General features: G+C 67.2%; 18 protein-coding genes, 3 pseudogenes and 1 CRISPR repeat array (1 of these 22 running past the window's edge). Of the genes and pseudogenes, 8 read left to right on the plus strand and 13 right to left on the minus strand.

What is annotated here, in order from left to right; all coding sequences use genetic code 11:
• Positions 1-193 precede the first annotated feature (193 nt).
• Positions 194-3475, plus strand: a complete 3282-nt coding sequence (locus ACIQG9_RS19435; protein WP_400404179.1) for an NACHT domain-containing protein — start codon at positions 194-196, stop codon at positions 3473-3475.
• A 171-nt stretch (positions 3476-3646) separates the two neighbouring features.
• Here the strand turns inward: ACIQG9_RS19435 and ACIQG9_RS19440 are convergent, their stop codons facing one another.
• The 3 genes from ACIQG9_RS19440 to ACIQG9_RS19450 form a co-directional block, all read right to left on the minus strand.
• The gene (locus ACIQG9_RS19440; RefSeq protein WP_400404181.1) at positions 3647-4744 is read right to left on the minus strand and encodes a helix-turn-helix domain-containing protein; all 1098 of its coding nucleotides are present in this window, start codon (positions 4742-4744) and stop codon (positions 3647-3649) included.
• A gap of 560 nt (positions 4745-5304) precedes the next feature.
• Complete coding sequence (locus tag ACIQG9_RS19445) at positions 5305-5988, minus strand: hypothetical protein (RefSeq protein WP_400404183.1); 684 nt, start codon at positions 5986-5988, stop codon at positions 5305-5307.
• Positions 5989-6339: 351 nt separating this feature from the next.
• A complete protein-coding gene (locus ACIQG9_RS19450; protein WP_400404185.1) occupies positions 6340-6495 on the minus strand; it encodes a helix-turn-helix domain-containing protein in 156 nt (51 codons plus the stop codon).
• Between ACIQG9_RS19450 and ACIQG9_RS19455 the strand changes: the two genes are divergently transcribed.
• A complete protein-coding gene (locus ACIQG9_RS19455; RefSeq protein ID WP_400404187.1) occupies positions 6488-6745 on the plus strand; it encodes a hypothetical protein in 258 nt (85 codons plus the stop codon). The two genes, ACIQG9_RS19450 and ACIQG9_RS19455, sit on opposite strands and share 8 nt — an antisense overlap.
• 118 nt (positions 6746-6863) lie before the next feature.
• Here the strand turns inward: ACIQG9_RS19455 and ACIQG9_RS19460 are convergent, their stop codons facing one another.
• The 4 genes and pseudogenes from ACIQG9_RS19460 to ACIQG9_RS19475 form a co-directional block, all read right to left on the minus strand.
• A complete protein-coding gene (locus ACIQG9_RS19460) occupies positions 6864-7400 on the minus strand; it encodes an SRPBCC family protein (protein WP_400404189.1) in 537 nt (178 codons plus the stop codon).
• Between the two features lie 61 nt (positions 7401-7461).
• On the minus strand, positions 7462-8043 hold the full coding sequence (locus ACIQG9_RS19465; protein WP_400404191.1) for a dihydrofolate reductase family protein: 582 nt from the start codon (positions 8041-8043) through the stop codon (positions 7462-7464).
• Positions 8044-8108: 65 nt separating this feature from the next.
• The gene (locus ACIQG9_RS19470; protein WP_400404193.1) at positions 8109-8495 is read right to left on the minus strand and encodes a helix-turn-helix domain-containing protein; all 387 of its coding nucleotides are present in this window, start codon (positions 8493-8495) and stop codon (positions 8109-8111) included.
• Between the two features lie 181 nt (positions 8496-8676).
• Positions 8677-9084: pseudogene (locus ACIQG9_RS19475) on the minus strand (hypothetical protein); the annotation flags it as partial.
• A 267-nt stretch (positions 9085-9351) separates the two neighbouring features.
• On the opposite strand from ACIQG9_RS19475, the gene ACIQG9_RS19480 reads away from it, so the two are divergent.
• Positions 9352-9756, plus strand: a complete 405-nt coding sequence (locus ACIQG9_RS19480) for a DUF1062 domain-containing protein (RefSeq protein ID WP_400404195.1) — start codon at positions 9352-9354, stop codon at positions 9754-9756.
• A 44-nt stretch (positions 9757-9800) separates the two neighbouring features.
• Here the strand turns inward: ACIQG9_RS19480 and ACIQG9_RS19485 are convergent, their stop codons facing one another.
• A complete protein-coding gene (locus ACIQG9_RS19485; protein WP_400404197.1) occupies positions 9801-10277 on the minus strand; it encodes an alpha/beta fold hydrolase in 477 nt (158 codons plus the stop codon).
• 148 nt (positions 10278-10425) lie between these two features.
• On the opposite strand from ACIQG9_RS19485, the gene ACIQG9_RS19490 reads away from it, so the two are divergent.
• Complete coding sequence (locus tag ACIQG9_RS19490) at positions 10426-10680, plus strand: hypothetical protein (protein ID WP_400404199.1); 255 nt, start codon at positions 10426-10428, stop codon at positions 10678-10680.
• Positions 10681-11097: 417 nt separating this feature from the next.
• Here ACIQG9_RS19490 and ACIQG9_RS19495 read toward each other — a convergent pair whose 3' ends face one another.
• Positions 11098-12831 (minus strand): hypothetical protein, encoded by a 1734-nt coding sequence (locus ACIQG9_RS19495; RefSeq protein ID WP_400404201.1) that lies wholly within the window; start codon positions 12829-12831, stop codon positions 11098-11100.
• Between the two features lie 1495 nt (positions 12832-14326).
• Between ACIQG9_RS19495 and ACIQG9_RS19500 the strand changes: the two genes are divergently transcribed.
• The 3 genes and pseudogenes from ACIQG9_RS19500 to ACIQG9_RS19510 all read left to right on the plus strand — a co-directional run.
• Positions 14327-14824 carry a hypothetical protein gene (locus tag ACIQG9_RS19500; protein ID WP_400404202.1) on the plus strand — a complete coding sequence of 166 codons (498 nt, stop codon included), beginning with the start codon at positions 14327-14329 and terminating at the stop codon, positions 14822-14824.
• Between the two features lie 180 nt (positions 14825-15004).
• Positions 15005-15826: pseudogene (locus ACIQG9_RS19505) on the plus strand (IS256 family transposase); the annotation flags it as partial.
• A 252-nt stretch (positions 15827-16078) separates the two neighbouring features.
• Positions 16079-16396, plus strand: a pseudogene (locus tag ACIQG9_RS19510) (transposase); the annotation flags it as partial.
• 6 nt (positions 16397-16402) lie between these two features.
• Here the strand turns inward: ACIQG9_RS19510 and ACIQG9_RS19515 are convergent.
• The 4 genes from ACIQG9_RS19515 to ACIQG9_RS19530 are packed head-to-tail and all read right to left on the minus strand — an operon-like array spanning position 16403 to position 21130.
• Positions 16403-18394, minus strand: coding sequence for a hypothetical protein (locus tag ACIQG9_RS19515; RefSeq protein ID WP_400404204.1), 1992 nt, complete (start codon positions 18392-18394; stop codon positions 16403-16405).
• Entirely contained in the window at positions 18394-19548 is a 1155-nt protein-coding gene (locus ACIQG9_RS19520; RefSeq protein ID WP_400404206.1) for a purine phosphorylase, read from the minus strand. Before ACIQG9_RS19520 ends, ACIQG9_RS19515 begins: the two co-directional genes overlap by 1 nt.
• Positions 19549-19565: 17 nt before the next feature.
• Positions 19566-20273 carry an NUDIX domain-containing protein gene (locus ACIQG9_RS19525; protein WP_400404208.1) on the minus strand — a complete coding sequence of 236 codons (708 nt, stop codon included), beginning with the start codon at positions 20271-20273 and terminating at the stop codon, positions 19566-19568.
• A 38-nt stretch (positions 20274-20311) separates the two neighbouring features.
• Positions 20312-21130: a tyrosine-type recombinase/integrase gene (locus ACIQG9_RS19530; RefSeq protein WP_400404210.1), complete on the minus strand. Its 819-nt coding sequence runs from the start codon at positions 21128-21130 to the stop codon at positions 20312-20314.
• 509 nt (positions 21131-21639) lie between these two features.
• On the opposite strand from ACIQG9_RS19530, the gene ACIQG9_RS19535 reads away from it, so the two are divergent.
• Positions 21640-21825, plus strand: coding sequence for a hypothetical protein (locus tag ACIQG9_RS19535; RefSeq protein WP_400404212.1), 186 nt, complete (start codon positions 21640-21642; stop codon positions 21823-21825).
• A gap of 6 nt (positions 21826-21831) precedes the next feature.
• Positions 21832-22540: direct repeats of the CRISPR family, unit length 37 nt; unit sequence GTTGAGATCCTCGCCGACGGCGGACCGTCGGCGCTGG (it continues 2056 nt past the right edge of the window).

Here is a 22540-nt window from a genome sequence, read left to right on the forward strand (position 1 = left end):
GTGCGGCTGACGCTCGGCCGGCTTCGGACCGCGCTGAACAGCAAGAAGGCCCTGACCCACCGAAGTGAATCAAGCGAACTACAACTCACACCAGGTAAGCGCATCAGCAGCTTGCTGGTCCCGCCGCCATGGCAGATGACCGGGCTTATCTGCCCGCGCTTGGCCAATTCACCGGGTGCGCCATCATGTATCGATGCCGCATCGTCTGTCCTATGCCGACGCCGTCACGATCCTGGGTGGCTCCGGGCCGCTCGCGAAGGCCGTCGACCACCTGCTCGGCGGCGCGCTCACCGTTGCGACCGCGGGCGGCAGCGATCTCGCGATCAGTCTCTTCGACGCCAAGGCTGAGGTGGTCCGGCTCGGCAGCCTGGTCACCGCCAAGATCAGTGATTCGGTACGCGGGCTGGGGCGCCACGCCCGCAGCGAGCGGCTCCAGGCCGCGCACGCTGTCCTGGTGGTCACCGCGTTCTTCGAGGAGCTTGACGATTGCCTGACCGCGGCAGGCATCCGCAGGCCCGACTTCACCCGGCAGGACCAGCTCGAGTTCGCCGCCGGCCGAGGCGAGGGCACGCTGGTCGACCAATTCCTGCGTGCGCCCGTTCCGCTACCAGCGCCCGATCTTCCGTACGCGAGCCTGCTGACCGCACTGAAGGGCTGGTTCGCCGATGAGGCGGCCCGCATGGGCCGCCATCTCACCGGGCTGGCCGTCTGGGACCAGGCCGACGGGCGCGCGCGCCGCAGGTTGGCCGATCTGCTCGACCGGCAGCTGCCCGCTGCGGCCGTCGCCCGCTACGACGAGATCCACCGCCGCCTCGCCGAGGAGATCCCCGAGTTCGCGCTCTGGGCCGATCGCCTCGAGGCGCGCGCGACCACCCGGGGCCTGGAACGTCTGGAGGCGTTGCTGCTGCGAGCCGGTTCGGGGCGCGACCCGGGCCTCCACCGGGCCGCGCTGTCCCGCGCCTATCGCGCCGAACTCGACCGCCCCATCCTCGGTGGCGACGCGGGGGAACTGCTCCTGCCGACGCTCGGAGCGGCGTACCTCGATCCGCGCTTTCGGGTCCGGACGGCCGATCCGGGCGCCCGTCCGGCGGACGACCAGTGGTGGGCCGGCGCCACCGTGCGCGACGACTTCGCCGGATTCCTCGCCGCCCACCTGACCACGACCCAGGCCACCGAGGCTCCGATGCTGCTGCTCGGTCAGCCGGGCGCCGGGAAGTCCTCGCTGACCCGGATCCTCGCCGCCCGCCTGCCCGCCGGCGACTTCCTCGTCTGCCGGGTCCCGCTGCGCGAGGTGCCCGCCGAGGCCGAGATCCAGGACCAGGTCGAACGGGCCCTGCGCCTCGCGATCGGCGAGACGGTGTCCTGGGCAGAGCTTTCCCGCGACGCCGACGGCGCCCTGCCGGTCATCCTGCTCGACGGCTTCGACGAACTCCTGCAGGCCACCGGCTTGCACCAGTCCGACTACCTGCACCGGGTCGCCACGTTCCAGCACCGGGAGGCGGCGTTGGGCCGCCCGGTCGCGGTCATGGTCACCACCCGGATCGCCGTCGCGGACCGCGCCCGCCTGCCCGCCGGCGCCCTCGCTGTACGCCTCGAGCCGTTCGACGACGCCCAGATCAAGCGCTGGCTAACCGTCTGGAACGAGACCGGCCAGCTCGTCAAACCCATCACGCCAGATGTGGTTCTCCGCTTCCGCGACCTCGCCGAACAGCCGTTGCTGCTGCTCATGCTCGCCCTCTACGACGCCACTGGCAACGCTCTGCAGGACGACGCCGCAGCCCTCGACGACGGTCAGCTCTACGAGCGGTTGCTGGCGTCCTTCGCCGAGCGTGAGGTGCGCCGGGTACACGCGGGACAGCCCGAATCGGCCGTGCCGGGGCTGGTCGAGCAGGAGCTTCTGCGCCTGTCGGTGGTCGCCTTCGCGATGTTCCATCGCCTGCGACTGTGGGCCACCGAACGCGAGTTGGACGACGACCTCACCAGCCTCGGCATCGCCCCGTCGCTTGCGGGCCGCACCGAGGCGTTCCGCAGCCCGCTCACCGCCGGTCAGGAGATGGTCGGGCGCTTCTTCTTCATCCAGCGCGCCAAAGCCGTTCAGGAGGACCAAACCCGGCAGACGTACGAGTTCCTGCACGCGACCTTCGGCGAATACCTCGTGTCCCGGCTCGTCGTGCAGGCCGTCCGCGACACCGAGGCCCGCGAGTCGGCGAGCACGCTGGCGCTGCGTCTGGCCCCGTCGCACGACGACGACCTGCTGCGGTCTCTGCTCGGCTTCACGCCGCTGACCGCCCGCGCCACGGTCCTGCCGTTCATCGCCGGCCTGCTCGGCGGCCCCGACCGCGACCGCATCCGCGCTTGGCTGACTGGCCGCACCTCCCAGGCCATGACCCGCCCGCAGTACGCCGAAAGCCGCTACCGCCCAGTCGACAAGCGCATCGACCACTGGATGGCCACCTACTCGTTCAATCTTCTCCTGCTGAGCCTGGCCTGCGGCGGCGAACTGCGCGCGTCGGAACTGTTCACCCGGACCAACGATCCGGCGGCCTGGCTGCGCAACTCGGCGTTGCAGTGGCAGGCCGCCGTTCCGGGTGGTATGTGGATGGACGCCATGGAGGTCCTCAGGGTCACCCGCACCTGGCACGACGGCCGCCGCGACATCGTCCTCGAACACGCGCGCGACTGGACGGCCGACCTCCCGGATCCGACGGACGTCAACTGGATCAACGGACTGGAACCGGGCGAGAGCCGCGACGAGATGTTCAAGGCCGGCTTCGAGATACCGCCCGCGCTCAGGTCCATGCACCTGAGCAACCGCTTAAGCGACGACATGCTGCTTCACGCCCTGGAACCGTTGATCCGCCGGATTCCTGCGGCATTGACCCAGTTCGGGGAGCGGGAACACGGCGGTCACCTTTCGGTCGCGCACACCCTCACCCGGATGTGGCTGGCGGTCTCGCTCAACGCGCCCCCGGAGGAACTGGTCGCCGCCTGCACAGACGCCTCCTCCGCCGTGGCGGGCCTGGCCCCGCTCGGCGGAAGGACCACGCCGGCCATCAGGGACGCCACCGAACTGGTGCTGGGCACCATGCGCGCCGAGGCGCACCGTCTGCCGCCGAGGAAAGTGTGCGAGATAGTCCATGAGCTGACCGACGAAGGGTGCATGACTTTGCACGCGGCCGTCAGCGCGATTCAGTGCCTGGTTGCTTCGAGGGCCGCGGAAGACCCGTACGGAGCCTCGCTCACCTCGAACCTGATCCGAGACTACGCCCATCTCATCGACGGCCACGTGCTCGTCCCGGCGTTACGCGCGATCGTCGCTGGCGGGGCCGCCGAGGAGTCGGATCTCCTTCACGTGGCTGCCGCCCTGATCGACGCCGAACGCGAACCGGAACTCGACCGCGTGAGTCCAGGCCTCGTCGACGCCCTGTTGGGCCGCCGAGGAGACAGCTCCCCGACCGCAGGCGGGTCCGGGTGATGGGGATGGGGATGGCCTTTGCATCAATTGCATCTGCCCGCTGAGATGAGCGCGTCCAACAATCGGCATCGAGGAGCAGATCCTGCAAGACGTCCAGCCGGTCAGCGAGAGTGAAGTGGCTGAGAACCATCGTGTCGAGCACAAGGACGGACGTGGCTTGCGCCGACAGGCTCACGGCGCGATCTCCAGGTCGTCGTCCTGCGGTAGATCCGCCTCGGTGATGTGGCCATGCATCAACTCCAGAGCCCTGGCCCGGGTGATCCGCCTGTTCCGCAACGCTTCCATCACGGCCCGTGCGTAGGCGGGCGATACCCGCACCGACGCAAGGTCGGGCTGCGGTGCCCAGCCCAACGCCTCCATGAACTCCACGTGGGTAGGCCGAACCTGGCTCCAGGACCTACGTGTCTCTGGATCGATGGCCCCTGCCTGCTCAGCCTGCCGCAACGCCAACAACCACGAGGTACGGTATCGAGCCGCATAGCTCACAATCTGATCCCGGCTCACCGCCCCGCGGGCTCCGGCTGCGGCAATCGCTTGCACGGGCAGCAGCAGTTCCGCAGCGAAGGCATCAATCACCGCCTCCCGTTCTGCACGTGAGGCACTCACGCCGAGGTCGACGGAGTATTCATCACCAATGATGAGATGCCCCAACTCATGTGCGGCGGTAGCCCGACGGCGGCCAGGATCGCCCGTAGTGCTCACGACAGCAACGGCGACGTCGCCCTCGATGAGCGATGCGCCGTCACCTGGCAGGTCGGTGACCAGAACCCACTGACCCGCGCGCTCACAGACGTCCATGATGCTGCCGATCGGTTCATCAGCAAGCCCGAACCGCTGTCGCAACCACCGGGCTAAGTGCCGCGCATCATCCTCGGATGCCACCGGGTGCGGGTAGCGAAGCAGTGGACGGGTGCGCAGTACGCCGATGTCCAGCAACTGCTGGACATTGCGGAGCCACTCAACCATGGCGATGTCGAGGCGTTCCGACGACCGTGCTGCCTCAGTGTCGGTCTCCTCGGTCAGCGGTGCCGCCCGTCGGGACAACACCGCTGGCGGCGGCTGAATCAGGTACTCCATCGACACCTTCAGTGCCCTGGAAAGCCGAGCCAGCTCCAAGCCGTCCACACGGCGGCTGCCAGCCTCAACCTTGGCCAGCATGGTGCGGTCCAGCCCCACCATCGCCGCGAGATCCTGCTGTGAGATCCCCAACGACAGGCGGGCTTGCCGTACCTGCTCACCGACGAGGGGCCAGTCCCAGCCATCAGCCATGGTGCGATAATCGCACACTCAGCGACGGAATGGGTCAACACACGGAAGTCCAGGGTTCGCGCATCCAGGTCTGAGGTCGGTGACGAAGAGACCCTGGCCCTGCTGACACCGGATGACCCGCGCTTGGCTGTCGGGCGTCGGGCGCGGCCTGGGCGGCCAACATCCAAAGCCGCGGACCGAGCCGGCGAAGCTCGTCATCCGGCTGCACGGGTACGGGCCCGCAGGCGCACGACCGCCACGTCCTCGTTTCCAGCGCTTACGCATTGACTGCCGCAAACCTGGGCAGGGCAAGGCCGAGACCGGGGTCTATACGTTCGCCCCGCCGGGAGCGTCCTCGCCGCCACAGGGAAAGTCCCCGCCCAACGGGACGGGATCGGGCAAGCACGAAGAGCCATCGCCTTCGTGTCGAATCGTGTCCAAGGGAGGTGGTCGAACGCACCCAACAATCCCGGCACACGAGCCTTGATCATCTACCGCCGTGACCACGAACGTTGACGGTGGTGGGTCAGGCTGCGCGGGGTGGCAGGCACCCGGCCGGGGCCGGGGCACACCTGACCCGGTCAGGTGTGGTCGCTCGGGGCCGGCCGGTCAGTGAGTTCCCACCGGTCGCCGTGACCCATGGCGATCGCGATCGCCTCGATCACCCGCCGGGCCGCCGCCGGATCATCGACGAACCTGACGGCGCCTTCGAGGCCGACCGGCGGCCCACCCGCGAGGCTCGCGGCCACGGCGATCATCTGCCGGTCACGGTCCGGCACCTCGGCGACCGCCGCGAAGCCGACCACCGCCGCCCAATCGGTGACCTGACCCATCCGCACGGTGTCACCCATGTCCCACACCAGATCCACGATCGCCACGTGGTCACCGAAGCCCGGCTGGTCCGGAACCGCGGTGAAGGTCAGCAGATGCACGGCGGCCCGCTGGCCGAGCGAGGCACCGGTGGCGATGTCGGTGCGCAGGACGCCCCGAATCTCATCACCGGTGAACGCGGAGGCGAAGTCCGGCCGGGGAGTCCTCCGATGCAGCGACGGCGCCGTACCGGGGTCGGTCAGCAACTCCGCCACCCGCAGGCACTCCCCACACGGCGGCAACGCGGCGATGTCGACGCACGTGTCACTGAGATGCATGTCGTAGACGATGTTGATCGCCCACTGGTCACTGCCCCAGACCGGACGCTCCGGAGCCGAACACAGCGTGAGACCCGTCTTTCCGCCGTCCCCGCCGGCCGCGTCATCGAGATCCACCGACAGATGCTGGAACGTGCCGTCCGTACACGGTCGAGGTGTCATCGGGTCCTCCTCACCACCGGATGCTTCGCCGGTCGCCCGTGACAACGAAGTCTATCCATGCCCCGCAACGGGCCCCGTCCCACGCCGTGGACGGGATGCTTCGGCTCGACTCCACCGGTCTGCGTCCATCTCGCGGGCAGACGGTGGACCGCGCCGACGGTGAAGATCGTCAGGGCCCGACCCGAGGCCGTCAGGACGGTCGACGAAGGCATCCACGTTGGCCACGGACTCTTACCGGCCGACGCGCGAGGGTCACCATGGCCGGGCTGCGGGACCGCGACGTGGGAAATCGGTTGGGGCCTCCGCTCAGTTGGAGCGGGGGACCAGTGCGCGGGCGATGCCGGCGCCGATGAGGCGCACGCCGCGGGCGGTCGCGGGGTGAAAGCCAAGCAGGTCATGGGTACGGCGGATGCGGTAGTCGAGCGTACGCGGGTGGATGTTGAGGACGGCCGCGGTGCGCACCCCGTACGGGGTCAACGAGGAATTCTGGATGAACTACCACGACCCGATCTGGCTCGACGGTGGGTTCTTCTGCTTCAGCCCGTACGACACCGTCACCCATATGTACGTCGGCCAGGCATCCGCCGGCGGCATGGGGCTCTTCCAGCATGGGATGCTCATCCAGTACGACTTCAGCCCGCTTGTCGAGGCGGCGTCGAGGCAGTACGCGCACGGGGTCGCGGTCGCCTCCCTGGCACAGCTTCGCCCGTAGCCTGTTCCCGGCGCCCGCTGTCTCCTCCCGGGAGGCGGCGAGCGTCGAGGTACGCAGCCGTACATCTGTCGTTGTGATGTGGTTGACGTGGCCCTCGACGGTGTTGGACTCGGCTCCGTCACGCCTTGGCTTCGGTGAGGGCGGCGAGCCGGTCCAGCGACTCTTGCCAGCCCATCTCGTTGGCGGCGGCAGAGAGACCAGGCGGCAGGCCGTCATGGACAGCGACAAGTTCGGTGCCGCCGTCCGCGTCGGTGAGCGTGACCGTAATCGTCATCTCGCCGCGAAGGTCGGGGTTCGCCGTTTCGAACTCATCGACTTCCACGACGAGTTCGTTCGGGACGAGCCTGACGAATCGACCACGGTAGGTATCGGTGTGCGCGCTGGTTTTCCCCGCCCGGTCCGGCGCGTCATAGGTGAGGGAGATCCGGAACGTGCCGCCCTCGCGGCCTTCGAATTCGTGCACCTGGCACGTCATGTCGTGTGGCACCTTCCACCGGGCAACTGCCTGTGGATCGATGAGCGCCTGATAGACCGTGGCGCGGGGCGCGTTGATGCGGCGGGTGACCCGAGTCGCGTTCATGCTCTCCATTATCTCGTCAGACGGGCTCTGCTTGATCGCCCGCGCGATCGGGTGCTGGTCACCGGTCTTCTCCATACCTGGGCGCCGGCTATCGCCTCCCGGCGCAACTCGGCCCGGGCGGGTGGTGCCGGATCGGTCAACGGCGCACCCGATAGCGCAGGTGAAGCACCCGGTTGCTCTGAATCACCACGTCAGGATCCTCCAACAGGTGCTGCGCGTGGACCGACCCGAAGTAGCGCTTGCCGGACCCGAACACGACGGGTACGACGTCCATGCGCACCTCGTCGACCAGGCCCGCGGCAAGCACCTGGCCACCGACGTCGCCAGCGGCGACCTCGACCATGCGGTCACCCGCAAGCTCCTGTGCCCTGGCCACGGCGGCCTCGACGCCGTCGACGAAGTGAAACGGCGCCTCGGGGTCCCAGCCCTCGGGCTCCGGCCGGTGCGTCACGACGACCACGTGGTCGATCCCGCCCGGAGGCTTCCCGCCCCAGCCGTCCGTCAGGTCGAATACGTGGCGGCCGACGATCGTCACGCCGATCTGGTCCCAGTACGGCCGGGTGTAGTCGTAGGACGTCTGCGACACCTTCACCTCGCCGCTCTCGTCCAACGGGACGTCACCGCTGGACAACCAGTCGAACAGCGGTCCGGGCTGATCGTGCTCGTCCGCGACGAAGCCGTCCACCGACACCGAGCTGTACATGACCACCGTGCCCACGCGCTCTCCTCTGCTCTAGGGTGCCCCCAAATTAGCGTGTCGTGAGCTGCCGCTCTTGTACGAAATCAATCGGCCGGCAGCGGCCAGCCGTCCAGCACGTGGCCGGGATGTTCGCGCAGGAACCGCCGCCGGACCTCGACGTACCGGGTCGGCGTGAGCCCGGTGAACGCCCGGAACTCGTGGCCGAAGTGGGCCTGGTCGAAGTAGCCTGCACCACCGGCGAGGTCGCCCCAGTCGACCGGTCCGGCGGGGTTGATCGCGAACACGGTGTCGGCGAAGCGGTAGGTGCGGGCCAGCCGCTTCGGCGTGACGCCGACGAGCTCCTTGAACCGCTGCGCCAGATGAGTGCTGCTGACACCGGCTGCCACCCTCAGGTCGCCGATCGCCACCGCCCCGCTGGTCGCCGCGATGACGCTGCTCGTATGGCGGACCAGTCCCAGGCCGGGTCTCACACAGCCGTCGCATCAGCTCCTCCTCGAGCAGCGTCAGCATCTCGTGCGGTCCATCCGCCGTGGCCAGCCGGTCCCGCAGCTCAGCAATGGCGGGCCGGCCCCAGAACTGCTCTACCGTCACCGGCCGGTCACACAGCTCGACGGCGGGCATCGGCAGGAACGGCGCCAGCCCCCACGGCTTGAAGTGCACACCGACGGACCGGGTCCGGAGTGGGTAGCCGAACTCCAACGCGCGGGTGGGCATGGTGACCACGCAGCCGTCGGCGTACTCGGCCGTCTCGATGTCGGTGCCGGCGCGAATGCGGAACGGCGCCCCGAGGTTGACGATGAGCAACGCCGACGGCATCGGCGGCAGCGTCAGCCGGGCGTACGGCGACACACCCTCCAGGTAGTAAAGGTCGTCGATCAGCCCGTCCAGCGGCGGTCGCGGCACTCTGGACACGTACTCCACGCCCACAGCATCGCCGAATTCCGAGCCGGCTGCTCCTACCCTCTGCTCACCAATCCGCTGCGGCAGGTAGGCGGGGGTCCGTCCCCGCGCGGCTGCCGAAGGACAGGGGCGAAGGCCAGCGGGAGCAACAGGTCCCACGGGGGCGGCCGGAAGGATCGGCGCGCGGTCGACGCCCCGCTCGCCGACCCCGCCCCTCAGGGCTCGGCACCAGGACAAAAACGGGTGGCCTCGCCAGCCCGTCCCGCTCTAGCTTGTCACTGGATCTTCTTCTCCGACCCACTCACGAGAGGACTTCACCCCGCGTGACGCCGCCTGCTCTTTAGACCAGACACTTCCCCGCGCATCGGTCGCCGACGTCGCCGTCGGCTCGTTTCCCATGCCTTCCGTCAGGTCTTCAGAGAGATCATGTCTACGCGTCCTCGTATCGTGCTGCCCTGGACCGTTCGGCGCACGCGCCTGCACCCGCTCGCCTTCGGCTGCGTCCACGGCCACTCCGGCCTCGCCGGCACCGGCGACGGGAAGTTCCGCGTCAATGCCAACGACACACTCCTCGACGTCTGGCTCCTGGTCGCCGGCGTTTCCTGCGACCACACCAGCAAAATCAACATGCACGATCGCGTCCCGGTCCGGTACCTGGACCCGATCCTTCTGGAGGGCTACTCCGGCAACTCCTCCCGCCGTGGGCCTGAGCCGGGGCGAGCGGCAAGGTGGCCTTTCCCCGGACTGCGACATGCGGCGGTCCGCGCGCGGTCGCTCATGACCGGGCGCGAACAAAGGTCAGAGCCGGCCCGATACCGGCGACGAAGGTGAGCGCCCGGGGCGGACATCTGGGCGTGCCGAGGAGCGGAGTTGCGTCAATCGGCGCCGGTTCCGCAGCCATCTGGGGAGCGCCGGTTCTCACCGCTCGGTACCCACCTCGGCATCGCTTGCCAGTGGGCTGGCGACGGCGTGTGGGCTGCGTCCTCGCTGACGCGCACCGTGCCGTTGGGCATCCGTGCGGCGATCAGCGGTGCGTCGGGAACGGCTCGACCGGGGTCGTGTCGACCGGCCCAGATGAGGACGCGGCAGGGCACGTCGCGCAGGCCGAACCCCCAGGGGCGGATGTCGGTGGCGAGCCAGTCGGCGGCCAGCCCGGCCGCGCCCTGGCGGGCACCTTCGCGGTTGGACTCCTCGTAGGGCCGCATCCAGGGGTCCCGGCCCGCGGCAAGCAGTTGCCGGTGCCGCTTGAGCGGATCCTCGGCGTACCATGCGGCGGCGCGGGTCACGTAGCGGCGCCCGAGCCCCGGAACGGTCCGCAAGGCCCACGCGTGAAACCGCTTCCAGCCACGCACCGTGCCAGTTCCCGATATGGGCCGGTGAAGCCTGCGGCGACCACCCCGGTCAGTCGATGCGGGAACCGGGCCCCACAGGCCACGGCGTACGGCGCGCACGGAGCACGCCGGCGCAAGGGAGCAACTCGTCCGGCGGCTGCGGTGGCTGATGGTCGCGTCCTCGCACACCGCTGAGCGCGCCAGTCACCTGCGCAGCCTGATGCTGCTCGACGAGGAGCGCACCACCGCGATCCTGCCCATCCACCTCCTCGATTGCGAACCGTCGGTGCGGCTCCTGGCCGCAACACACGCACCGCTCACCGACGAGGCCCCCAGCTGGCTGACCGGGCCGCGCGACGACCCGATTGAGGAGCCCGAGATCCGGCTCGTCGCCGCGCACCGTTCGAACGACCGTCATGGATGAGTTCGAGTAATCCTGGTGCCGGCCCAAACCGATGCTGCGGCAGGAACGAGTCCGCGACGGCCGGCGGTGGACGACATCCTGCACCGGTTTACGACGACTCTGGCGACACCGCTGTCACGGACGCCGTCATGGGCTTAAGTTTTAACTGCCAAGCGTCGCACTAATCTGAGCCGATGAGCGAGCATTCGGGGCTTCCTGCAGCCAGGTGCCGACCTGATCCGCGAGGCAGCGCCGATGTCTGCGCCGGTCGGCCGCACACCAATACCACCGAATGAAGCGGATGAACATCGACCATACAGGAATGCTGCTCACCCGCTCCGTTCATCGTGCCCGCGCCAGGCATCCACGCTCACCACCGCACCTGACCAGGCCCGGTACGTGCGGACGGGGCGGCCCCTTGCCAGTTGGGCTTGAGGCCTACTCGGCGATGCCGGTCGTCTCCTCGGATCCAGTCGGCTCCGTAGACGTCGTGTCGGCGATCTCGCCCTTACAGCCCGCCCCGATGGCAGCGTGACTCCGCCGTTGAAGCACTTCGCGTTCGACGTCCGGGATAGTCATCGACTCGGCGAGCACGGCGGCAAGCGTGTCCACCTGAGTGTTGTCGATGTCGACCTGGAAGCGCCATTGGATGTTCTCGTCGCGCGTGATGAGGTCGATCGCCGAGCGGGAGCCTCGGTCCTGGCTGGTCGCTGCTCGGACGTATCGCACCCGGTCGATCGGGATTTCCTGATGGATCTCGCCCTGCTCGAGGAATGTGTTCGTCCTGGCCGTGATGATGCGGCGATCGGTGACGGCGACAAGTGTCTTCGCCGGCGCCTTGTCCCTCGCTGCTGCCAGCTTTCCCATCGCCCCGTTGAGGATCGAAGAGAGGGGGTCGGAGGCATGGGGCTGATCGGGGAAGCCGAGGACGCGGAGGGTCTCACCGTCATCGAGGAACCATCGCAGAATGCGGAGGTACGGTCCGAGATCTAGCGATTCGGGTGCGCAGACGGCGTCCGGCGCGTCCAGCGGAGGGGCCGACGGACGGAGAGCATCGGCAAGCGGCTGAATCGCCTCCAGCAGACCAGCGGAGGACTGGCGGACCGCGGTAGAGTCCTTCCGCTTGCCCGACAGTGGCAGTGTGCCGCGTCCGGGAAGCTCGACGATGATGCGTAGTTCCCGGGTCAGCGCGTCGACAAGGCTGGTCGCCTCGGGGAGAGCGGAGTCGAGTGCCGTGCAGGTGTCGCGCGCGATGACGTCGACGAGGCGTGCCTCGTCGGCGTCTTCGGCTCCAGTGGCTCTCGCCCGCGCGGCGTGGAGCGCCTGATATCCGGTCCATGCCTTGAGGGAGGACAGCAGGGCGTGTGCGTCGAAGAGGATCGCCTCGGCGTTCGTCTCAAGATAGGCACGGCGGCCCTGTGTGTTGTGACGGATCTGCCGGATGTGATCGCTGACGTTCAGCCGGTACAGGTCACGCTGCTTACGCAGAGCGGGTTCAGTGCCCGCGACGCTGTTCCACAAGGAGGTGGGGACCGATCCGATCTCTCGCGCCTGGTCGACCGCACGATCGATGCTGGCGACGAGCGACGTCAGTTCGGCCCACTGCCCGTGGCGGATGGTCGTAAGCACCTGGCTTGTCAGCGCGATGTTGGTTCGGGTGAGGCCGGTGACCTCACTGAGCTGCATCTGAAGGGCGATCATAGCCAGCGCCGGCCCGATCGTGGCCGCAAGCTGCGCCGTACCTACCGCGGCCAGTGGGATGAGGCGGGCCTGACCGACTATCTTGCCGTTGGCGAATACCGCGCCGAGGTTCGCGCCGTCCTTGACCGCGAGCGTTCCGCCTGCTTTCAGCAGAGCCTGCGTCGTACTGCTGAGCCTGTAGAGCCCCTGCGCGCTGGCGAATGCGTTGCCGAGGTTGCCGGCCACGGTCGCCGTGTTGCCGATCGAGGCGAGAAAGGTGGAGATCTGCGTGCGGTCGGCGGCCGGCACAAGCCCGAAATCAATCAGATCGAGCTTGAGCACCGCCGGGACATCACCGAAGACGACAGCAACTCCTGGGAGCACCTCCGCTAGGACCGTCGATGCCGTCGTCGAGTCGATGTCCAAGTCGGGTACCGGTTTGTCCGCAACAGGCGAGTCGACGGTTTTGCGTTGACCGTTCTCCTCAGGCACGGCGCTCTCCATCGACTCCGAAGGGTCTTGCATGACGATCTCCTCCCCGCGCGGGCGCGCAACGGCCAGACGACGTTAACGCTCGATGCCGGAGAGCGTATGGCTCGACGCCCTAAGTTCAGACGCCGCCGAGAGTAGAACACCTTTCACTCGCGAACAATCGTGCCGCGCACTCTGCCCTGGCCTCACCCCCGCACCACATGAGGTTGCGCTTCCGCCGCAGATCGGAGGACTCATCTCTCGCGGTGCCGGCGGTACCGCGGCTCGAGTTGGCCGAACGCGAGTCCGTTCTCGTCCATAGCGTTGTGCAGGTCAGCCAGCCGTCCGCGAATCGGAGGCCGATGGCTGTGCCACAAGGACTCTTCCCAGCCCACTCCGGGATTCTCTCTGAAGACCGCTTCGGTGTGAAGGAACGATCAGCCGTCGATGAGCTGCGCGAGTAGCAGGGCTGAACTGCCCGAACAGTCCACCAGAGTTCCTGGACATCCGGCCTTGCTCGTGCCCGTCGTCACCAAGTTGGTCACCCATCTGAAGCGCCGTTCTTCAGCGAACACGTCGCCACCGCCACGGCCAGGTCGGCGGTGCGGTCGGGTCCGGCCAGGTGATCGCTCGATACTGACGGTCCAAGGGAGCTATGACCCGGAATAGCGCACCGCGAGACCATGCAGGCATCGTCTCAAAGACCCACTCCAGTCGGTCGCGCGGATCGTTAGGCCCACAACAGGGGCAGCCATGGTACGGATTGTCCGAGCTGTACACGCCGGGTTTGTAGACGAACGATCGCAACGATCGATATGCGGAGGCGAATGACCGATCCAACCTGCGACGACGAAGCTCCGTGGCCACCCTGGGCGGCATGTCCGGTAGCCGGATGCGGTCGGCGAACTCCTGCTCAGGCGCTCCGCCAAGGACGCGCATAGCGCCCGGACGCTTACGCCCCATGGACCTTTCTGCTGTCAGCCATGATCCAGAGCATCCCACCCGCACGACACGGTTGTCCAGGCGCTCAGGCCAACTGTCAACTTGGGAATCGGGTTGATCTACACGCCGCGTAGCGACATTCTGTGGCCATACGCCACGCAGCGTGTCCGCCTCGCCGGTCGGGCGTCCCTCCCTGCCCCATACTGACCGCTACATCGGGCACGCTACGGGCACGGCAACTGACGTCGAGGAGGTCCGTCATGGCGTTGGTCAAGAAGGGCTCTCGACTCATCACGGTTGACGGGATCACCTACAGGTGGCGAGTGCGCGGCAGACCAACCTATGCCCAAGCGCTATGTGAGGACCCACTCGCTGTCGCCGTCGAACAGGTCGACTGCAAGGGCAGGGTGTTGTTGGTCAGCATGCCTCAGTTCCATCCAAGCAACTGGTTTGGCGGGCCGGCGGTCCCCGTTCTTCCGTCGGCGGTCGTGGCGATAGTCCGGAAGGCACTGGCCGAGGGATGGCAACCTACCCAGCCAGGCGGGGCCTTTCATATGCCTGCGCCCGTGGGTTGATGACACGACGCTTCGGTGACCGGGCCACCTTCGCCGTGGAGGTCGGCGAGGTCGAGCCGCACCAACTCCGCGTCGTCGACCTGTGGGCGGCTGGCAAGAGGCTGACCACCGAGGACAACTGGGCCTTCCTCCCGTTCTTCATCCGCGTGATGCAATCGAGCGCAGCGCAGGTACGCCGACGCGACGTCAAGCCCTGCCCCTTCCCGGGCCGCGCACCGGAGGAGATCTTCCGGCTGCTCCACGCAGACGAGACGGAGTTCCGGGAGCAGTTCTGGTTCATGCGGTGGGGGGAGACCGTCGACAACGTCTCCATATACGGCTGCCTGGACGAAGATCTAGTGATCGTTTTCGCGTTCTGGCGGGAAGATCATCCCTTTCCGGAGGACCTGGGCAAGGTCTTCGTCGCCAGGATCCCACCGGGAGAGTTCGTGGCCACCGTCGAGGAAGCAGCCGATCTGCTGGACGTCGAGCTCACTAACGTCGATCCGCCCCGGTGAGCGAGCCGCCACGCCCTACCGCGTCAAGCTCACCTTGACGTGCGTACGGCGCTGCCGGAACGGTCACGTCCCGGAGAGTGGTGTAAGAGCTGACCTGCTACGGCGTGCCGCCGGGATAGAGGCGGGTCATCGCGTGAGTTCAGTGTGAACGACCAAGAACACGCAGAGACCGGAGTACGGATGACCCCGGACCAGTCTGCCTTGTTGGATGTGCTGGACGCGCTCAAGGCCGCCGACGTGAACGATCGTGTCCGGCAGGCCGCCGAGACGATCTACCAGGCGTTGATCGAATTCGATTTGACCATCGTGATCGGCGCGGCCCCACACGAGCGCACCCAGGCCCGGTTGGCGCAACGTAACGGACACCGGTCCCGCACTTTGACCACGACCGCTGGGAACCTGGAGCTACGGATCCCGAAGCTACGCACCGGGGCGTTCTTCACCAGCCTCCTGGAACGACGTCGGCGGGTAGATCAGGCGTTGTTCGCGGTGGTGATGGAGGCCTACCTGCACGGCGTGTCCATTCGCAAGGTCGACGACCTGGTGAAGGCGTGGGGTGCCGACAGCGGGATCGCCAAGTCCGAGGGGTCGCGCATCTGCGCCGACCTGGACGAGGAAGTCTCGGCGTTCAGGGACCGGTCCCTGGCCACGGCGGCGTTCCCGTACGTGTTCCTCGACGCGACGTACTGCAAGGCCCGCGTCGACCGCAGGGTGGTGTCCCAGGCCATCGTCGTGGCCACCGGCGTCCGCGCCGACGGGTGGCGGGAAGTCCTCGGTCTCGCCGTCGGTGACAGCGAGGACGGCGCCTTCTGGACGTCCTTCCTGCGCAGCCTGAAAGCTCGCGGCCTGGGCGGGGTGCAGTTGGTCATCTCCGACGCCCACACCGGCCTCAAGCAGGCCATCGCCGCCGTGTTCCTCGGCGCTGCCTGGCAGAGATGTCGGGTGCATATCCTGCGCAACATCCTCGCGCAGATCCCCAAGGACTGTCGAAACATGGGCGCGAACGTCTACATACCCTTTGCGATCAGCCACGATCGAACTCGCCTCTACCATCAGTCGTCGCCCAACCTAATCCTGAGATCGACCTTTGCAGATTCCGCTTAGAAGTCCGCCGTTCACCCTCCGCAACTGCCATTCTTCCCGCGAAGGAAATGCCTTGCTCCATCCTTCTCGTACATGATGTTAGGGCCCTTGTCGGTACTGGTCCACCCGTTTGCCTCAAGGTTTCGCCCGAATTCATTGGGGCCGACATTAGTCCCACGGATCAAGGGCATCCGCGGCCGGCCACGGCAACGGCCCGACCGGATCTATGCAGATCGCGGCTATGACTTCGACAAGTACCGGCGCGAGCTACGCACACGCGGCATCACACCCGTCATCGCCCGACGCGGTGTCCCGCACTGTTCTGGACTCGGCACCCGACGCTGGGTCGTGGAGCAGACCATCGCCCTGCTGCACTGGTTCCGCCGCCTCCGGATCCGCTTGGAGATCCGCGACGACATCCACGAAGCCTTCCTCACCCTCCCCTGCGCCATCATCTGCTGGCGCCGACTTCAACGCTCAAAGAGTTAGGAGTTGTTAGTCACGCAGCCTGCGTAGGAGATCCGTGAGTTCGGCAAGTCTCTCGTCGGCACGGCGGCGGCGGTGTTTGACCCACTCCTTGCCTTCGGCGGCAACGCCTTCGAGGACATGCAGGGTGTGACTCAGTCCGGCGGCGTCCAGCGACAGTGCGGCGATCCTGCTGGCGCTCTCGTCGACTTGGAGTGTCTCGTCGTCAGGTTCACTCACGCGGATGGAGATGGGTTCACCGTTGAACAGCGTCAGCTCGAAGGTTTGCTGTCGAGTCGCGATCCCGTCGATCCGGACGGCGGCGACGGCGTCGAACCGGTAGTTGAGTCGTTGGGTGGCGGAGCTTGTGCCAGTGTCGAAGTCGAGTTCGATGTTGGCCTGCCGGACACCGTCGTCGGTGAGCAGAAACAGCAGCAGACGATACCGGGAGTACCGCCACGGCCCCTGTGGGTACCGGGCCTTCTTGCATGAGGGCGCTGGCGCCTCGATGAAGGCGTGCGCGATCACGTGACTGGGGCGAAGGCGGTACTGGCGCATGGCATGGTCCACCAGGACTTTACGGTCACATTCCAGCCAGGCGGCCATCTCCGTGTCGGTGGGCTTGTCGGACAACTTGTGGCACCACCGGTGGTATGCTGCCCAGCGGGCCGCGTCCTTGCTGTCCCTTTCCACCTGGTCGTCGACGACTCTGCGTCGCTCGGCGACGATCCGGAACGACGAGCGGACCGCCGGCACCGCAGACACCACGGCGAGCAGGAACCAACCCGCGCCGGCTACTGGGCTTCCGGCCATCGCGGCGGGGACGGCCCAGAGGCTTCCCACGGCGAGCAGAGCCAGGCCACCAAGATGGAAGAGCTTGGTGGTGGGAGGGGTGCGCAACTGTTGACGGTACGCCGTCAGCGTGTCCTGTTCCCATTGCTGTCGGACGTCGCCCACGAGGTACCGGACGAGCCAGGCGATGCGGCCGGCGTCGATACGCTGTTCCCGGTAGAGCTGCACCACCTCGTCGCGGAGATGCCGCCGGATTCCCGATGTCTGATCGAGCCAGTAGGTCCGGTCGGTTCCTTGGGGCACGTACCGGCTGAAGTAGCGGTCGAAGAGCCGGTCCACCGCCCGGGCGAAGCCTGCTCGCGGTGCTTCTCGTCGCCGCTGCTGAGGTGGACGGACCTGCGCCTCTTTGGCGCGCAGCCGAATCCCGCGATAGTGCCGGTCCGCCCCACCGACGCAGAGGAAGGCCAGCCCGACCAGGCCGACGAGCAGACCGAGAAGCGGGCCGAGCGTCCCGCGCGCCGCCATTAGCAGAATCAACTGCACCGCAGCGAGAATGAACAGCCCAGCGCCAGCACCAGCGCGGAGCCAGTCTCGCCGCGCGACAGCAGGCGGCTGCACTGGCAGGGTCCGAGGCTGCGCGGGTGTCGGATGGAAGAACTTCCAGATCCGATTGAATCGGTCGCCCTCGGTACGCTGCGAATACGCCAGTGCGACGGCCTTCTGCCACATCTCTTCCTGCATCGCACCCTCGAGCAGCGCCTCGAGGTGGCCGTAGATCTCGTCGCGTTGACGCTGGCTCAGGGAATCGATCTCCTTGACCACCAGATCCGTCTCGGCGGCATTGATGGGTGCCAGGAGGCGGATAATCACCTTCAACCCCACTGCCCACTCGTCATGCTCGTCGAGGTGGGGAAGGCCGGTGCAGATTGCTGTCAGGCGATCCAGTTCCTCGGGGGCGAGTTGACGCAGGGTACGCCCGCTCAGGAGGGCGATAAGCCGGTAGAACTGGACCTCAAGGGTCACGTACCCGCCAGCGACCGTCTTCTCGATGAGTCCGCGTGCCTGATCACGAACCCGTGCGTCGAGATACTTCAGCGCGAAGGCGAACTGCTCCTGCGGGCTTGGGTCTGGCGGCAGCCGGTAGAAGTTGATGTCACCGTGAACCACGCCGGCCTGAACGTCAACGTGCGCATCTCCTTGGGCGATGTTGGTCGTAGTGGGCGTCGGCATCACATGCCCCGCACGACGGCGATGATCGCGGCAAGCCGCGCCGCAAGCTCAGACACGTCAGCTACCAGCCCCCGCAACCGCTTGAGCGCGACCATCAGACCGCTCTTCGTCTCAGGTGTGCTCGCCGGGACACATTTCGTTGCCGCTTCCAGTTCCGACTCGGCGGCGGCGTAGGTGTCCTCGTCCAACTGCCCGTCGAGGTGGGCCTGCTTGAGGTGGGTTCGCAGGCTTGCGATGCTCGCCGCCAGGTCGATCGGTTGCTCAACGCGACCACCGATGCTGACGTTGCCGTAGATCTGCCCGGCCTGCATTCCGACCTGTGCGTTCCCAGAGGCGGTGTTGTGGTTGCTCATGGGCATCGTGAGGCTCCCGTCTCGGTCCGCGCCGCCTCGGCTGGCCGGCCCGTCGATGATCAGTTCCTGTGCCAGAGCGGTGGCGAACGCGGCGGCGTGACGCGCGGCCTTCGGCTGCCAGTTCTGTCCGTCGGTGGCTGCCTTGCTACCGTCGGCGTGGTCGCTGATACCGCGAACGACCACCACGGGCAGGGCGCGGTTGAGATGGCCCGCCTGGGCCACTCCGGCCGCTTCCATCTCGATCGCCACGGCATCGTTGTAGTGCTGGCGGATCCAGCGGGCTTGTTCGGAGATCCCGGAGTCCTGCACGACCTCACCGGCGGCGATCGGCCCGAAATGGACACGGGGTGCTGCATCCGCCGGAAGACCACGACACCACGCGGTGGACCGCTCGACTTGGTGGGCGATCTGGTCGGCCTCATGGGGGATCTCCCACGCTTTTGGTCGGGCCTTCAGGCCGTCGTCTTCGCTGGTGCCGCCGTGGTAGGCGTAGATTTTGCTGGCGACGACGACGTCGCCGAGCCGGATGTTGGACCACAGGCCACCGGCGACTCCCACGAACAGCACTGCTGCCGGGGAGAACTCGGCCATCGCCCGCTCCGCGAGCACCGCGGCGGGATGATTACCTTTGCCGACCAGCCCCAGGGCGACCCGGCAGTTGCTCTGGCCAATCCGCCCGACCTCGAAACGGGTGCCGGCCGGGTGTCGGCGTACTGATAGGTCGGTCAGTTGGTCGCGGACCGCCGCGTACTCGAGATTCATCGCCGTGAGGATCACGACGAGACCGCTGTTCGTGCTCACGCTGTCTCCCTGTCTGCCTAGCCATGGGGTCGGGTCATCGGAGGGTGAAGAGTCGTGCAGGGCCCGGGGCGAAACAGCCGAGCGGGGCGCCCACCTTCGGTCTTGCGACTCGGGCCGGCGGGCACGATAAAGCCGTCAACGCTCTGCACCTTCCGGTAGAAGTTCCGCGCATCGAGCGGCACGCCCCAGACCGCTTCGTAGACGTCCTGAAGCTCCGCGATGGTGAAGGTCGGACCGCAGAAGGCGGTGGCGAGGGCCGACCGCTCCAACTTCTCCCGCGCCCGATCGATCCCATCGGTCAGGATCTGCTCATGATCGAAAGCGAGCTGGGTGTCACCGGACAGCGCCTGCGCCACCGGGGTCCAGCAGGCACGGGACGCGTCGGTGCCGGCAACCGGTTCGGGGAGCCGAGGGGCGATGGCCAGGTAGGCCGCAGAGACGACCCGCCCTCGAGGGTCACGATCTGGCGCACCGTAGACACCAAGCTGTTCGAGGTGTAGCTGGTCCGGCCCCAAGCCCGCCTCCTCGGCAAGCTCGCGATGGGCGGCCGTCACGAGATCTTCCTTCTCGTGGCTGAGAAAGCCGCCGGGCAGGGCCAAGGCGCCCTGGTGGGGCTCAATCCCGCGCTCAATCAACAGCACCTGCAGGCGGGACTCCCGCAAGGTGAGGATGACGAGGTCGACCGCGAGTAGAACGGCCGGTGGCACCCAGTGATCGTCCGTCATGGACCGACCATAGACTTACTGTCACTCTGACAGGAAGGTCATCGAGTGTCAGATTTCAGCGTTCGCGGGTCGGATTCTCTCGACGCTTCACCACCACCGTCGCAGGCCGGGGGTGCTGTCACCCCCCTTGATGCCGTTCGGAGCCAACGGTGCCGCGCCGCGCTCGGCCAGCCACAGATGCGGCAGCGGGCACCCTTGTGCTTGTCCAGGACCCGCAGATACCGCGACAGCGCACGGGCGGTCTTGGGTCCGAACCGTACCCGCCGGTCCTTCGCGCCCTTGCCGTGAAACCGCACCGACTCGGTGTTCAGATCCACATCAGCGATCAAGAGTTTGCCGACCTCGGACAGCCGTGCGCCGGTGTTGCAGTACAACCGGATCAACGCCTCGTCACGCAGATTCGCGAACCCCTTCCCCTTGCACGCGGCGACAGGCTTGCCGGTGTCCTCATCCCGCATCACCGGGATCAGCTTGCGGCGCGTATTCGGCTGCCACACCCGGTTTATGGGCGAGCGGTCGATGGCCTCCTCGTCGAGGAGCAGCCAGTTGAAGCACTGCTGCAGTCCCTTGTGCTTGTTCAACGCCGTCCACGCCGACCTGGTCTCGATCATCCAACCCTGGAACGCCTCGACATGCCCTCGCGTCAGCGCGCCCGGGTCCTCGGCCGCATCCTCGGCATCCGGATCCGGCGAGTGCTCCTTCAGATAGCGACCAAGCTGGGCCGCAGCGAGCAGATAGTTGCAGCGGGTCGTCTCCGGATAGTTCCCGGCGCGCAGCGACCGGTCCCAGTCGCGGAGAAACCCGGCCCACGTCCGTGACAGCCCGACGGTGAGCTTGGAAAGATCGAGGAGCGGCATTCGACACCTGCCCGAGTCAAGGGAGCCCCACAGCGGCGCACTAAACCGGACATCCATGTCGAGCAATGAAAAGAGGGTTTCCGCAAATCACTGACCTGCGGAAACCCTCTCGCTGTCGGGACGGCCGGATTCGAACCGACGACCCCTTGACCCCCAGTGAAATAGCCAGGCCACCGGAAGCTGCCGGCCAGTGCTACCTCGTGCCTGTACGTACAGGTCAGGCCAGTCAATCGGCCGGAGCATGCCAACTGGTACCAGGCATTCCCAGGCCGTCCGTGAGACGGCGGTGAGATCTCACGATGTCCCGGCTCAGGAGAGGCGCTGGAGGCGAAGACCAGCGCCTCTCCGTGTTCAGCAATCCAGATCGCAAGCTCAGCCACCCGACTATCGGGCAGGGAGACCCCCACCAGAGGGCCATCTCGCGTGGGCTGCGGGGGCCTGAGCCGGGCTTGACGGACATCCCGGATCAGGGGCCTGTCAGCCCTCGGGAGGATGTTCATCGTACGAGGATGGGCAAGAAGCCGCGCAGGCCTCGTATGGCGTTCACGCCAGAGTTCAAGGCCAAGATCGTCGAGGTGCGTCGACGCAGGAACCGGACGGTGGATCAGGTCGCGAAGGACTTCGACCTGACCGAGACCGCTGCTGAGGTCCTTGCCGACGGCTCTCGAACGGGATGGGGATCGGCCTCCCGTTGACGCCGGAGCCGAATCCTCTCCGACGGTGGACCGCCGACGCTGGGTAGACCGGGCCGCTCGCCGACGGTGCAGTACAGTTGAGATCCTCGCCGACGGCGGACCGTCGGCACTGGAGGCGCTGGCGACCGGCGAGACCGTCGAGGCGGAGAACACGTTGAGATCCTCGCCGACGGCGGACCGTCGGCGCTGGCCGACCTCGCCGACCAGGCCCGGCACCTCGCCACCATGTTGAGATCCTCGCCGACGGCGGACCGTCGGCGCTGGGTGTTGTAGACCACGTCCGTGCCGGTCTGCTTCTTCGTTGAGATCCTCGCCGACGGCGGACCGTCGGCGCTGGGCGGTCTTGGCCATGTCGGCGGCGTTGCCGACGCAGTTGAGATCCTCGCCGACGGCGGACCGTCGGCGCTGGTCGTTCGCATCGACGTGAGCGGCACCCCGAAACCGTTGAGATCCTCGCCGACGGCGGACCGTCGGCGCTGGATGCGCAGAACCTGCCACGGCAGGAGCAGCGCGGCGGGTTGAGATCCTCGCCGACGGCGGACCGTCGGCGCTGGGCGCTGCCCGCACCACCACCGGTCGACCCGATCCGAGCGTTGAGATCCTCGCCGACGGCGGACCGTCGGCGCTGGCCACATCTGTCGATGCAGGCTGCGTGACGGCATGGCGTTGAGATCCTCGCCGACGGCGGACCGTCGGCGCTGGGCATCACGTCGGT

This window comes from Micromonospora sp. NPDC092111 (genome assembly GCF_044755745.1).
Taxonomy (GTDB): domain Bacteria; phylum Actinomycetota; class Actinomycetes; order Mycobacteriales; family Micromonosporaceae; genus Micromonospora.